The sequence below is a fragment of the Vibrio sp. SNU_ST1 genome (assembly GCF_030563405.1).
Taxonomy (GTDB): Bacteria; Pseudomonadota; Gammaproteobacteria; order Enterobacterales; family Vibrionaceae; genus Vibrio.
Genome location: NZ_CP130748.1, coordinates 885,501 through 899,615, shown reverse-complemented (window position 1 = coordinate 899,615; position 14,115 = coordinate 885,501). Strand labels below are relative to the sequence as shown.

Genomic DNA, 14,115 nt, shown 5'->3' with positions numbered 1-14,115 from the left:
TATAGGCTGGCCGATTATTTGATTATTGACATGTTTGTAAAGTTAGAAGAACAAACAGATAAAGATCACAACTTAGTGACCTCTATCTGCATTTTGACGGCTTAATCCGCTACTAGTTAGTTATCACGTACAATTGGTTATCAAAAGCAGTCGATTGTCATGAGTAGCTGATTATGACGAACAGCTAATCTCCATAGCTTTGCCCCACTCAGGCGGCAAGGCAGCAAGATGTTCGTAGTCTGGGTGTTCTGCATAAGGGTCAGCCAGAACCACCATTAATGCATCAATATCGCTGCTATCACCGCGTTCAGATTTATCTATGGCGAGTTGGGCAAGGTAGTTTCTGAGGATGTATTTAGGGTTTACTTGTCGCATCTTTTCGCAGCGCTCTACCACTGAACTGTCTTCTAATTCACAACGTTGTAAGTAGTTCTCCATCCATAGCTTCGCAGCATCACGCTCGATAACTAAATCAATCACTTCCTGTGACGACAAGGCATCCAAGTTCGACAACGTTCTAAAGAATCTTGGGTAGTCGACTTTGTTTTGTGACATCAGCTCGAACATAGATTCAAACAAACGACTGTCGCCTTCTTGTTTCGAAATCAGCCCCAACTTACGACGCATCATCTGGCTAAAATAACCATTCATTTGTGGTTCGTACTGTTCGAGTGCCACCTCAAGATCAGCTTTATCCACCAGCGGCGAAAGAGAATGAGCCAGTGCCGACAAATTCCATAATCCAATTCTAGGCTGCTGATTAAAGGCATAACGACCTTGATAGTCGGAGTGATTACAGATCAAGCGAGGGTCATATTCATCTAAGAAGGCGAACGGGCCATAATCGAAGGTTTGCCCGATGATCGACATGTTATCGGTGTTCATCACCCCATGAGCAAAACCATTCGCTTGCCACAGCGCGACCATTTCCGCAGTGCGATCAACAATCTGATTAAACATAGCAGCGTAGGGGTTTTCTTCATCTAGGCATTCTGGGAAGTGCCATTCGATGACTTTGTCGGCCAATAATTTATGCTCAGCCAACTGATTGGTATAAAACAGATGTTCAAAGTGACCGAAACGAATATGTGACTCAGCAGCACGCACCAGTAATGCGCCCCACTCTTGCTTCTCTCGATAAACGGGTGTGTCGCTGGTCATCATTGCCAATGCGCGAGTGGTTGGGATATTGAGACCCGCCATCGCTTCGCTACATAGATACTCACGAACCGTTGAGCGAATAACCGCACGGCCATCGCCCATACGTGAATAGGGGGTTTTACCCGCACCTTTCAGGTGTAAATCGAACGTTTCGCCATTTTTAGCGACAACTTGCGCCAATAACAGCCCTCTTCCATCACCTAAATCCGGATTATAAGAACCAAACTGGTGGCCTGCGTATTTCATTGCTACAGGCGAAAACTGCTCAGGATCAACATTGCCCGACAACGTCTCAAGCAATTCCTCGGAAGCATCATCAAATGGCGGAAAGCCGAGTTCATCCGCAAGCTTATGGTTCCATGCGAGCCATTGGACATTGTTTAACGGTGTAGGTTGAATTGGGGTATAGAACAGTCGAGGTAATGCAGTAAATCGATTGTTAAATGAAATAGAATCCCAGGCAGACATGAGAGATACACTGTAGATAAAAGATAACTTAAGATTATCACAGTTTGATAACAACTTCAGATCAGGCTATGCAGTGAGTCCATTGAGATAAAGGGGGGCTAATCAGACAAAGAGATTATTCAGAGAAAAAGGTTCCTGAGAGGAAGGTACAGCTAAGAAAAGGTTAAGTGGCTAGCCTGATGAGAAGAGCCACTTTTACGAGTGTAAGAGTTCTAACTTTGAAGACTTTTTGAAAAGTATATTCATAATAAAACTGAAAATATAGAGCCATGAAGCTGACTACATTAGAGCAAGAATACCCAGAAGAGAAAGGGTAGAGAAAATCCAAGTACGACTGATTACGCCAAAATTACTGTGTTGAATCATTTCTTGATGCTGCATATATCTCTCCTGAGAATGTGATGGTGTAACACCAATATATCGACTTTATGCCGATATCAGCAAGCACATTAATATTAACCTTTTATTACAGCCTGAATAATTTTCTGTAACTATTCAGGCCTTTGATAAATTGAAAATTACGCTCTGCTTGTCGTAGAAAGCAGCGCTCCAGCACCGATAAAGACACCACCAGTCACACGATTAAAAACCTTGGCTCTACCTTTAGCAAATAACCAATTTGATGATTTCACACCTAGGTATGCATAAACCAGTAACCAAGACAATTCCATCACAACAAAGGTCAAAGCGAACACCACAAACTGAGGAAATAGCGCTATCGATGGGTCAATAAACTGAGGAAAAAGTGCGGTAAAAAACAGGATAGCTTTTGGGTTACTCGCACCAACAATAAAGCCACTGACATAATGCTGTGCAGCGCTTTCTTTAACAGGTTGAAAGCCTGCTTGTTGATTCGATAACTTGTCGTAATCTTGCTGACTCGATCGTAACAACTTCCAACCGAGATAAATAAGGTAAGCAGCCCCCGTCCACTTAATGATATTAAACACCACTTCTGACGAAGCAATGATCACCCCTAAACCGGTAAAAGATAACGTGAGGATTCCGGTAATGGCAGTCACGCTACCCAAGGCGGTAAATATCGATAACTTAAAGCCAGATTGCACACCCTTAGTCATGCACAACAAAGAGCTTGGCCCTGGCGATGCTGTTAAAATTAACACCGCCAACAAATAATAAATCCATGTATCAAAGGTCATCGCGAATTCTCCTTAACTCACTAAAACGACTAAATATTGAGCATTAATATGTAATAGCTATTCATATTAAGCAACTAAATATTGGGGACGTTCACTCTGTGCTGATTACTTATCCCTTAAATTTCGGCAATAAAAAACGCCATGCATTGCTGCATGGCGTTTAAATTCAAACGTATCAAATAGAACGTCTTATCAGGCTCTAACCTTAAGTTTCCAACTTAATCTCGAAGCTAAATCCCTAAGCTAACAACTAACAGTAACCTAGTCTTTGTAGATAGAGAACTCATCAGCGCAAGCAACAAGCTGCTCACGAGTGATCATGAATACGCCATGACCACCGTTAGAGAATTCAATCCAAGTGAATGGAATCTCTGAGTACTGATCCATCATGTGAACCATTGAGTTGCCCACTTCACAGATAAGAATACCGTCGTCAGTTAGGTAGTCAGGTGCGTTAGCTAAGATACGACGAACCAATTTCAGACCGTCTGTACCCGCTGCTAGGCCAAGTTCTGGCTCGTGAGTAAACTCATCTGGCAGGCTGTTCATATCTTCTTCGTCCACGTAAGGTGGGTTAGATACGATCAGGTTATATTTCTCTTTTGGCAAGTCACGGAAAAGATCTGAACGGATTGGGAACACTTGCTGCTCCATGCCGTGATCTTGAACGTTCTGCTCTGCAACTTGCAATGCGTCTGTAGAGATATCAATCGCATCTACTTCAGCGTCAGGGAATGCATGAGCACAAGCAATAGCAATACAACCACTACCCGTGCACATATCCATGATGCGAGTTGGCTCTTCAATTAACCAAGGTTGGAATTGAGCTTCGATCAGCTCACCAATTGGAGAGCGAGGCACAAGAACGCGCTCATCAACGAAGAACTCAAGGCCACAGAACCAAGCTTTATTGGTTAAGTAAGCCGTTGGTGTACGCTCATTGATACGCTTGATTACGCGCTCAACAATACGCAGACGTTCGCTGCTCGTTAGACGAGAGTTCATCACATGCGAAGGAACATCAATCGGCAGATAAAGAGTAGGTAAAATTAGTTGTACCGCCTCATCCCACGCGTTATCAGTGCCGTGACCATAAAATAGGCCCGCTGCGTTAAAGCGACTAACAGTCCAACGAATCACATCTTGAAGCGTGTGTAGTTCTGATACCGCTTCTTCTACAAAAATCTTATCCAAAATTGTCTCCGAAAAGCGCTACAATACTGCTAATTACGTTTCTAATTAGAATTCATAACCTGATGAGCAAAAAAGACACCGACTTCGATGACGATTTCGCCCTGTTCAACGATGCAGTAAAGGGCGTTAAAAAGTTACAACAGGATACCATAGTCCAGCAGCCAAAAAGAAATGCCAAGCAAAAAGAAATTACTCGAACGGCAAGACAAGCCAGTGATAGCGAGTTTTATTTCTCGGATGAGTTCATTCCGCATCTTAGCGAAGAGGGGCCGACACGTTATGCGCGCGATGATGTCTCTAAATATGAGGTGAAGCGCTTACGTCGTGGTGTCTATGTACCGGATGTGTATCTTGATATGCACGGTATGACCCAACAAGAAGCCAAACGTGAACTTGGCGCGATGATTGCGCACTGCGTGAAAGAGAGCGTAGCGTGTGCCTGTGTACAGCACGGCATCGGTAAGCACATCCTTAAACAAAAAGTGCCTTTGTGGTTAGCGCAGCACCCAGATGTGATGGCTTTTCACCAAGCACCTTTAGAGTTCGGTGGCCATGGGGCGCTACTGGTTTTGCTTGCTATCCCAGATAAATAGCCATCGACTTGCTCTTTATTCTAAAAAGTACGTCCAGCACCTTGTCGTCTGGTCGGAATAGTCCGTTAGAAACAACAAAGGGCATCTCAATAATCATGAGGTGCCCTTAAATTTATCTTGAGAAAACTGTCTCTGCTATGGGTTAATGTTCCAAAGCAACTCGCCTTTTTGTTTTTCAAGGTCGAATTCAATACACGCTAGCCCTGAGGTTGGAAACATAGGTGGCGCCATGCCCGTCGCAAATTCAGCCGTTAAATAGCCCACTAGAGGTAAATGAGAAACAAATAAAATGGTCTCTAGCTTTTCTACTTCAGCCATTGCTATGGTCAAATCAAACACATCGTCAGACATTCCGTAAGGCGTAATATCATCACAGGTTTCTACTTTCTTTCCAGAAAACGCTTGAGAGATTTCTAACCACGTTTCTTGTGCCCTCAAATATGGGCTCACAAGCACTTTATCGAACTGGCTAAACCCTTGCTCATTTGCAGCTTGAGCTACCGCAAGAGACGCCATTTTACCGCGCTTCGTTAACGCACGTTCTGCATCCGAGTTAGCAAAATGTTCTGCTTCACCGTGGCGCATTATGAATATTTTCATGTTCAGTCCTGTCTACGTAACATTTCGAAAGTCGATATATCCCATATCAGCGATACGCTACTTAGCGTTTGGCTCTCAAACTAGAGAAACCGCAGTCTATATAAATAATTATATCAAGTCACTTGCTAAAGAGTTCGACTTTCTTAACAATCTTATTAAAAGAAAATAAATCACTGATAAAAATCGATAAAAGTGATTTAGAAGTCGCCAAAAAGCACTTCATATCCCAAAATATGATCGCGAGGTTTGCACCTTAAATCATCGCGTACATAATTTAAAAACCACCTTCTCTGGAGATGCATCTGTGCATTTAAGCCCTAATGATGAACATCAATACCGTTACGTAACATTGGATAACGGGTTGAGAGTACTGTTAGTTCACGATCAGAACGCTCAAAAAGCTGCAGCCGCACTCGCCGTTAATGTCGGCCATTTTGATGACCCTACAAGCCGAGAGGGTTTAGCTCACTACTTAGAGCATATGCTATTTTTGGGAACTGAAAAGTATCCAAAGGTCGGAGAGTTCCAAAGTTTTATCAGCCAGCATGGCGGTAGCAACAACGCTTGGACAGGAACCGAACACACCTGCTTCTTTTTTGATGTTGAATTAAATGCCTTTGAAAATGCACTCGATCGCTTCAGCCAATTTTTCACAGCCCCCCTGTTCAACGAAGAAGCATTAGACAAAGAACGCCAAGCCGTTGATTCAGAGTATAAAATGAAACTCAACGACGACTCGCGACGCTTGTACCAAGTGACCAAAGAATTGGTAAATCACAGTCACCCATTCTCGAAGTTTTCTGTCGGTAATATCGATACGTTGGGTGACCGAAACGGCGAGACGATTCGACAAGAGATCTTAGCTTTCCACCAGCAGCAGTACTCTTCAGATTTAATGACACTGACGCTGTCTGGTAATCAATCACTGGATGAAATGCAAAGCTGGGTTGAGGATCGCTTTAGCTCGATTACCAATCACAACCTACAAGGCAAGAAGGTTGAAGTACCGATTGTTGGCGAGTTAAGTACTGGCGTTCAAGTCCGTGTTGAGCCGATCAAAGAAGTACGCAAACTTATCTTAACCTTCCCAATGCCAAGTATGGATGAACACTACGGTATTAAACCATTATCGTTCTTTGCACACCTTATCGGTTACGAAGGCGAAGGCAGTTTGATGATGCAACTCAAAGAGAAAGGCTGGATTACTTCTCTCTCCGCAGGTGGCGGCGCAAGTGGCAGTAACTATCGTGATTTCACAGTCAGTTGCTCATTAACCATCGAAGGCTTAACCAAAACCGATAACATCATCCAAGCGGTGTTCCAGTACGTTAAGTTGATTGAACAACAAGGTATTGAAGAGTGGCGTTACCTCGAAAAGCGGGCTGTTTTAGAATCAGCCTTCCGCTTTCAAGAGCCCTCAAGACCACTTGATGTCGTCAGCCATCTCGTTATCAACATGCAGCACTACCAAGAGCAAGATGTGGTGTATGGCGATTACAAAATGTCGCATTTCGACGAAGAGTTACAACGCTCTTTGCTTCGCTACTTATCCGTCGACAACATGCGAGTCACCATTGTTGCTCAAGGGTTCGAATATGACAGAGAAGCGAAATGGTACTTTACGCCCTATTCGCTCACACCATTTAGCGCTGAGCAAATTCAATGCTTTACATGCATCAACCCCGGCTGGCAGTTTGAGCTCCCAAGCAAAAACCCGTTTATTTGCTACGACTTAGACCCTGCTGAGCTCGAAGGTGACGCTAAGCACCCACAACTGTTAGAAGAGCTGGACGGCTTTAAGTTATGGCACCTCCAAGACCATCAATTTCGAGTTCCTAAAGGTGTGGTGTATATCGCTATAGATAGCCCACACTCAGTAGCTAGCCCGAGAAACATCGTTAAAACACGCTTGTGTGTAGAGATGTTCTTAGACTCACTTGAAAAAGATACGTATCAAGCTGAGATTGCTGGCATGGGTTACAACATGTATACCCATCAAGGTGGTGTCACACTTACTCTGTCTGGATTTAGCGAGAAACAGCCACAGCTGCTCAATATGATTCTTGAACGTTTCCAAGCACGCGACTTTAGTTCAACACGTTTCGAAACGATTAAGCATCAATTGCTCAGAAACTGGAATAACGCATCGCAAGACCGTCCTATTTCTCAGCTGTTCAATGCGATGACGGGAATCTTACAGCCAAATAACCCGCCCTATTCCGTTTTAATTGAAGCGCTGGAAACAATAGAAGTCGACGAGCTTTCTTCTTTTGTTCAAGCTATTTTGGCTGAACTGCATGTCGAAATGTTTGTGTATGGTGACTGGAAAAAAGCCGATGCGAACAAGATGGCTGAAACGCTAAAAGATGCATTGCGTGTTCAAGATCAGGCTTACGAAGAGTCACTACGCCCTTTAATCATGCTGGGTGATAACGGTAGTTTCCAACGCGAAGTGGTGTGTAATCAAGATGATTCAGCCATCGTGGTTTACTACCAATGTTCAGATATATCACCTACAAATATTGCACTGTATTCATTGGCAAACCACTTGATGTCAGCCACTTTCTTCCATGAAATACGTACTAAACAGCAGCTAGGTTATATGGTCGGCACTGGTAATATGCCGCTTAACCGACACCCAGGTATTGTGTTGTATGTGCAATCGCCTAATGCAGCCCCGGCAGAACTGTTGGCTTCAATAGACGAGTTCCTTAATGCCTTTTATATGGTGCTGTTAGAGCTTAACGACTATCAATGGCACAGCAGTAAACGCGGCCTCTGGAATCAAATTTCAACGCCAGATACCACCTTGCGAGGTCGAGCTCAGCGCTTATGGGTTGCCATAGGCAATAAGGACTTGGAATTCAATCAGAGGGATCGTGTGTTAGAAGAGCTCAAAGGTCTAACTCGCTCAGACATGATGCGCTTTGTGGTTAGCCAACTTAAACCTCGTACAGCGAATCGTCTGATTATGCATGCACACGGCAATGCTCATAATGAAGAAGAGAAGTTGTCGGCAGGTGTTGAGATAGGCTCAATTGATGAGTTTCAGTTGCGTCCTAAAGACTGTGAGCTTGGTTAGTCGTTCTTAGTAAAAAGATCAGAAGGTTGATGTGGAAGCATCAACCTTTTTTATTGAATGCAGCACAATAGCTTACTTGTTACATCTCAATCGTCATTCCCAAAAAAGAGGAACGACTGAATCGGGAATCTCCTTTCTTTTGCATACTCCCATAAAAATGAAGCCCGCATCAATTGCTTGATACGGGCTTTATAATCAAAGTACTAGAACGTTACTTGTAGAGCGAATTACTTATAAAAGGACTCATCCAACCCAGCTCGTGTCAGTAGGCCATCACATGGCGCAAAACGATCACCGTACTTCTTAGCGAAGTCGTTCATCATCTCTACCAGTGACTTAATACCGATTTGATCCATATAACGGAACGGACCACCTAGGAATGGCGGGAAGCCGATACCGAAAATAGCACCAATATCGCCATCTCGCGGGCTACGGATAATGCCATCATCTAGACAACGAACCGCCTCGTTTAGCATAGGCAGTACACAGCGCATTGCGATATCGTTATCGCTTAGCTTAGGTTCAGGTTGCAGCTTAAGCAGCTTGTAAACTGACTTATCGACTTCCTTCTTTTTACCTTTGTAAGTGTAGAAACCTTTGCCACTCTTACGACCTTTACGGTTGTCATTCAAAAGAATGTCGAACACATCAGGGCCTTGGAAACGTTCGCCTAATTCATTAACCAAAATAGGGATGATCTTCGCACCGATATCCACACCCACCTCGTCTAACAAAGTAATTGGGCCAACCGGGAAACCGAAGTCCAACAACGTGCTGTCGAGCTTTTCAATCGGCTCATTTGCCAATAACAGATGCGCCGCTTCATTCATGTACGGAGCAAGGATACGGTTCACGTAGAAACCTGCCGTGTCTTTAACAACTATCGGCGTTTTACCTTGCTTCTTCGCTAATGCAACCACCGTCGAAATAGTCTCTTCTGACGTTGCTTCATGAGGGATGACTTCTACTAGTGGCATTTTTTCTGCCGGGCTGAAGTAGTGAAGACCGACCACGTTTTCTGGCCGCTGCGCTTTCTCTGCAATTTTGTGGATTGGCAGTGAAGACGTGTTGGTCGCAAAGATAGTCTCTGACTTGGCATTGGCTTCAATGTCAGCAACCATCGACTGCTTAAGGTCGAGATCTTCAAATACCGCTTCAATCACAACATCAGTATGGTTAAAGCTTGTAAAGTCGATACCACCAGAAAGCTGAAGCATCTTACTTTCAAGGCCAGCTCGGCTCAGAATACGACGTTTACGCTGCTTATCGAACAACTTGTAGTTGTAGTTAAGCGCATTGAGCACACCTTCATTAGACACATCTTTAATACGAACCGGTACTTTCGCTTTAGCAACACTGACGTGACTGATGCCAGCGCCCATTAGACCGCCGCCCAGTACACCAACACGCTTAACCGCTTTGGGTTCTGCGTCTGCGCCATGTTCTTTTTTCATTTCAGTGGTGGCAAAGAAAATCGAACGAAGGGCTTTGGATTCTGCGGTCATCACCAATTCAGAGAAACGCTTCGCTTCGTACTGAAGACCTTTATCAAAGCCGTTCTCTAAGCCATAACGAATCACATCAAGAATCGCATCAGCGGCTGGGTAATTGCCGCGTGTTTTCTGATTGGTCTTCTTTGAAGCCTGTTCGAAAATCACTTTTCGACCAAGGTTATTTCGTGAGATTAGCTTTTCCTTGCTCGAAGCCTGGACTTTAGACGCAAGACGCTTACCTTTTTTACTGCCTGAATTCTTTTCAACAAAGCTCTTAGCAACTTCAAGCAAGATAGTTTCAGGTACACAAGCATCCACAACGCCTAGCGATTTCGCTTTTTTAGCGCGCAGTTGCTTACCCGTAAGAATAAGGTCAAGAGAAGGCAGTAAACCAATAAGACGAGGAAGACGTTGCGTACCACCAGAGCCAGGTAACAGACCGAGCTGGACTTCTGGCAGACCTAAGCGAGTCTTATCTGAATCAGTACATACGCGATAATCACACGCCAGAGCGAGCTCTAAGCCACCACCTAAGCATGGACCGTGAATCGCTGCGACTACTGGGTAGGGTAGATCCGACAGAGTTTGGAACATCTCCTGCCCCTGACGAGCAAGAGATTGTGCTTCATCAGCCGTTTTGCAGGCATCAAGCATTCGAACATCAGCGCCAGCAATAAAATTATCTGGCTTCAATGAATGAACGATTAAGCCTTTAACTCGGCTTTGCTTTTCCTTCAACTGCTCAAAGATTGCTTTCATTTCTTCGGCAAACGCCGCTTGTAGCGTGTTCATTTTTTCGTTTGGCACATCGATCGCAAGCCATGCAATATCTTGGTCATCGATAGTTAAAGAAAACGCGGTCGCCGGTTTTACGGCTTCATTGTTTGAAATCGTCTTGTCACTTTTAGATACAGTCACTGGCTTTGAATCCGTTTTTTTGACTGCTTTCTTTTCTTTTTTCACATCAAGAGTCGTAGACATTATTCCACCTCCAAGATCATTGCTGCACCTAAGCCACCAGCCGCACAAGCAGTATTCAATGCTAGGCCACCACCTCGACGTTTTAGTTCACGCAGTGTCTGAGTCATCATACGCGCGCCAGTCGCTGCAAATGGATGTCCGTAAGCAATTGAGCTACCCAGCACGTTGAACTTCTCCATATCAATCTCACCGATCGCTTTGTCACGGCCAAGGTTCTTCTGAGCAAACTCATCGCTTGCGAACATTTTGACGTTAGCCAGAACTTGAGCTGCAAACGCTTCGTGCATCTCGATAAGTGTTAGATCTGATAATTCTAGACCCGTGTTCTTCAAAACTTGAGAGGTCGCGTACGTCGGCCCCATCAGCATATCCGTTTCAACACCAATAGCTGAGAACGCGTAACCACGAATGTAACCAAGCACTTCTAGCCCTAGCTCTTTCGCTTTTCCTTCGCGCATCAACATCACTGCGGCACCGCCATCGGTAAGAGGCGTTGCATTGGCAGCCGTTACACTGCCGTATTGTCTGTCGAATGCAGGACGCAATTTAGCGTAACCTTCAACCGTCGAGTCGTGGCGAATGTTGTTGTCTTCCGCTAGGTACTTTTTATAAGGCGCGGGGAATGCCGTCATCACTTCATCTTTAATCTTGCCTTCTTTCCATGCTTGAGAAGCCAAAGAGTGAGAACGGTGAGCAAGTGCATCTTGAGCTTCGCGAGTAATACCATGTGTCTTAGCCATCTGCTCAGCAGTTTGTCCCATAGACAAACCTGTCGAGTACTCTGCGACTGCTGGTGGTACTGGCATCAAATCTTTTACTGAAAATGTTTTAAGAATCTTCAGTTTCTGACCTATGGTTTTCGTTTTACTTAGTGCTAATAAATTCGCCGCTAACTTTTTCGAAACACCTATTGGCAATACAGAAGAAGAATCCGCACCGCCCGCAATACCAACATCAATCGTGCCAGCCATAATGCTCTCGGTCACGTTGACTGCAGCTTGGAAGCTAGTCGCACATGCTCGCGTCACACTGTAGGCATCAGTATTAATGTCCATACCCGTACCCAACACGATTTCACGTGCAATGTTCGGTGCTTCTGGCATTTGCACTACTTGGCCGAACACGACTTGTTCGATAAGCGCAGGATCGACATCAGTTCTTGCAAGCATTTCGCTCACCACCATTTTGCCTAGGTCAACCGCAGGCACTTGGCTAAATTCTGTGCTCTGACGAGCGAATGGGGTTCGTAGTCCAGCGACAACGGCAACACGTTCTCCAGAACGCGTTTTGACTTCCTGTTTGCCCATGGTTTCTCCTTAAGGTTAAGAGGTCTGACCTGAAGCATTGTAAACAAGTTGTTAATTAAATCAAACAGGCGTTTAAATAAACGTGATACGAGTATCCCACTGCTTGAAAATCTAACTGAACATTCAGGCGAACCTTTTTGAGGGAAAGGTTGTCGTAAGATACTAAACTATTGCAAGCAAAGCTGTTATCGCTATGTAAGGAATGGTTTTCTTGAGGCAAAAAAAAAACCACACAAGACTGTGTGGTCGGAATGTATATAAAGCAATTAACTTAACGCCAATTGAAATAATCAGTTTCCTGATTAGGAGAAAGTAAAGTCAGCCTTCAAAAGGAAGTGTCGTCTTGCTCAACATGCTAGCCACGAATGACTAACTAGACGACAAGGTGTACTATAGCGCTTTCGAGGGCTTAAATTTTGAAGTAGATCAATTTTAATGTGATTTTTACGACTTCCTGCCGACGTTAGCCCTAAAAACGAAACAGCATATAAAACGAAGCACAACGTATAGAAGACAGCTATACGCAGAGCAATTATGGAGGCTCGTGTGTCAATAATAAAAATGTTTGGAAAGAAAACAGCCAAGCGTCCGGTCAACTCTGATATGGACAAACAAAGAAAATACGAAGCACTCGTACGCGCCTATCATCGTGACCTCTTTCGCTATGCCTATTGGCTATGCAAAGACAAAAGCATTGCCGAAGATTTAGTTCAAGAAACTTGCCTTCGTGCATGGAAGTCACTCGATAGCCTACAAGATGAAAAAGCCGCAAAGTCATGGCTGATTACTATCTTGCGCCGCGAGAATGCTCGACGTTTTGAACGCAAACAATTTGATCTGGTTGATATCGACGATCATGGTAACGATGCTAGCATCAGTGATGACCCACATCATCAACACCAATGGTTGCAAGCGCAGATCATGAAACTTGAAATCGAATACCGTGAACCCCTCTTCTTACAAGTGATTGGTGGTTTTAGTGGTGATGAGATCGCCGATATTCTCGATCTTAACAAAAATACGGTGATGACACGTTTATTCAGAGCTCGAAATCAGTTGAAAGAGATGCTGGATACAGAAGAGGCAGAGAGGGGGCAACATAATGGATGATTTGGAATTTCGTCGTCGTGTATTGTCGGAACCTAAGCAACGTACACAAGACATTATTGATGCAGCAGCGAATAGCGAAGCCAATAGTAATTTCTTAGACGATGTACTATCGCTTGATAAGCAGATCCATTCAGCATTGAATGTGGATGTACCAGACGATCTTGCAGATCGTATCCTGTTCAATCAAACCTCAAGCGAAGAGAGCAAAGTAGTAAGACCTACGTTTGCTCGACGAGCGATGGCAATGGCTGCTTCTGTGGCATTTGTTGCAGGTTTATTGGTTGGTCAAGTCAACTGGGGCAACGCGTTGGTCTCTCCAGCTCAAGCAAGCTTGGTAGATACCGCAATGAAACATGTTGTTGATGAAAAGAGCTTTGTTAGTTCAATCGACGAACAAGTTACATCACAACAGATCAACGCAAAAATGAACCCGTTTGCTTACCAGTTTGATGAAGCCTTCCCTTACCACGTCTACTACCTGAACCACTGTGGTTTTGGCAAGTCCAACGCAATGCACATGGTTTTCCAAGGCGAAAAAGGCAAGGTCACTCTATTTTTAACTGGAATTCCGACTGACAAATCTATCGACTTTGATGAAAAAGGCATGTCAGGCTCGGTAACACCGATCGATGGCAGCAGTTTGATCCTTGTAGGGGAAGATGGCGAGGATGTCTCTAAAATCGCCGAAAAGCTGACAAAAATGATCAAACCAATGAGCTAGTTTGCTCTCAAAGCCCCGTAACAAAAGGCCCAGCAAGTATATCACTGATATTGCTGGGCTTTATTTATCAATAAATCGCAAAACCATTCAGCACACCAATACATCTAGAGTTAAAACTCTAAAAAACAGCATTTCTCTCCATTTTCGTGCCAGATAGGCGTCATTTCCATAATTTTACCCTCAAAATTTCCAATGGTCGGATTTGTATATCGTATACTTCCGAATAGGATCAGCCACCATTGAGC

10 protein-coding genes are annotated in these 14,115 nt (G+C 44.2%); 4 read left to right on the top strand and 6 right to left on the bottom strand.

The window, feature by feature from the left end; all coding sequences use genetic code 11:
- Nucleotides 1-171: 171 nt before the first annotated feature.
- The 3 genes from Q5H80_RS04080 to prmB form a co-directional block, all read right to left on the bottom strand.
- A complete protein-coding gene (locus tag Q5H80_RS04080; RefSeq protein ID WP_304568926.1) occupies nt 172-1,629 on the bottom strand; it encodes a protein adenylyltransferase SelO in 1,458 nt (485 codons plus the stop codon).
- Nucleotides 1,630-2,147: 518 nt separating this feature from the next.
- Complete coding sequence (locus tag Q5H80_RS04075; RefSeq protein ID WP_304568925.1) at nt 2,148-2,789, bottom strand: LysE family translocator; 642 nt, start codon at nt 2,787-2,789, stop codon at nt 2,148-2,150.
- Nucleotides 2,790-3,050: 261 nt separating this feature from the next.
- On the bottom strand, nt 3,051-3,983 hold the full coding sequence (prmB, locus tag Q5H80_RS04070; protein ID WP_304568924.1) for a 50S ribosomal protein L3 N(5)-glutamine methyltransferase: 933 nt from the start codon (nt 3,981-3,983) through the stop codon (nt 3,051-3,053).
- A 62-nt stretch (nt 3,984-4,045) separates the two neighbouring features.
- On the opposite strand from prmB, the gene smrB reads away from it, so the two are divergent.
- Complete coding sequence (smrB, locus tag Q5H80_RS04065) at nt 4,046-4,576, top strand: endonuclease SmrB (RefSeq protein ID WP_009848510.1); 531 nt, start codon at nt 4,046-4,048, stop codon at nt 4,574-4,576.
- Nucleotides 4,577-4,711: 135 nt separating this feature from the next.
- Here smrB and sixA read toward each other — a convergent pair whose 3' ends face one another.
- Nucleotides 4,712-5,176 (bottom strand): phosphohistidine phosphatase SixA, encoded by a 465-nt coding sequence (sixA, locus tag Q5H80_RS04060; protein WP_012603460.1) that lies wholly within the window; start codon nt 5,174-5,176, stop codon nt 4,712-4,714.
- Between the two features lie 304 nt (nt 5,177-5,480).
- Between sixA and Q5H80_RS04055 the strand changes: the two genes are divergently transcribed.
- Nucleotides 5,481-8,258: an insulinase family protein gene (locus Q5H80_RS04055; RefSeq protein WP_304568923.1), complete on the top strand. Its 2,778-nt coding sequence runs from the start codon at nt 5,481-5,483 to the stop codon at nt 8,256-8,258.
- A gap of 227 nt (nt 8,259-8,485) precedes the next feature.
- On the opposite strand, the gene fadJ is transcribed toward Q5H80_RS04055, so the two are convergent.
- Nucleotides 8,486-10,732, bottom strand: a complete 2,247-nt coding sequence (gene fadJ, locus Q5H80_RS04050) for a fatty acid oxidation complex subunit alpha FadJ (protein ID WP_304568922.1) — start codon at nt 10,730-10,732, stop codon at nt 8,486-8,488.
- On the bottom strand, nt 10,732-12,039 hold the full coding sequence (gene fadI / locus Q5H80_RS04045) for an acetyl-CoA C-acyltransferase FadI (protein WP_009848514.1): 1,308 nt from the start codon (nt 12,037-12,039) through the stop codon (nt 10,732-10,734). The genes fadJ and fadI overlap by 1 nt, the downstream gene beginning before the upstream one ends.
- A 561-nt stretch (nt 12,040-12,600) precedes the next feature.
- Here fadI and Q5H80_RS04040 point away from each other — a divergent pair.
- Both Q5H80_RS04040 and Q5H80_RS04035 read left to right on the top strand, forming a co-directional pair.
- Nucleotides 12,601-13,149 (top strand): sigma-70 family RNA polymerase sigma factor, encoded by a 549-nt coding sequence (locus tag Q5H80_RS04040; protein ID WP_009848515.1) that lies wholly within the window; start codon nt 12,601-12,603, stop codon nt 13,147-13,149.
- Entirely contained in the window at nt 13,142-13,870 is a 729-nt protein-coding gene (locus Q5H80_RS04035) for a DUF3379 domain-containing protein (protein WP_304568921.1), read from the top strand. Before Q5H80_RS04040 ends, Q5H80_RS04035 begins: the two co-directional genes overlap by 8 nt.
- The last annotated feature ends 245 nt before the right edge of the window (nt 13,871-14,115 follow it).

Bases quoted from the DNA above. Each gene is read 5' to 3' on its own strand.
- Q5H80_RS04040 (WP_009848515.1), top strand. From the start codon at position 12,601: ATGTTTGGAAAGAAAACAGCCAAGCGTCCGGTCAACTCTGATATGGAC.
- Q5H80_RS04080 (WP_304568926.1), bottom strand. From the start codon at position 1,629: ATGTCTGCCTGGGATTCTATTTCATTTAACAATCGATTTACTGCATTA.
- fadJ (WP_304568922.1), bottom strand. From the start codon at position 10,732: ATGTCTACGACTCTTGATGTGAAAAAAGAAAAGAAAGCAGTCAAAAAA.
- Q5H80_RS04035 (WP_304568921.1), top strand. From the start codon at position 13,142: ATGGATGATTTGGAATTTCGTCGTCGTGTATTGTCGGAACCTAAGCAA.
- Q5H80_RS04075 (WP_304568925.1), bottom strand. From the start codon at position 2,789: ATGACCTTTGATACATGGATTTATTATTTGTTGGCGGTGTTAATTTTA.
- fadI (WP_009848514.1), bottom strand. From the start codon at position 12,039: ATGGGCAAACAGGAAGTCAAAACGCGTTCTGGAGAACGTGTTGCCGTT.
- sixA (WP_012603460.1), bottom strand. From the start codon at position 5,176: ATGAAAATATTCATAATGCGCCACGGTGAAGCAGAACATTTTGCTAAC.
- smrB (WP_009848510.1), top strand. From the start codon at position 4,046: ATGAGCAAAAAAGACACCGACTTCGATGACGATTTCGCCCTGTTCAAC.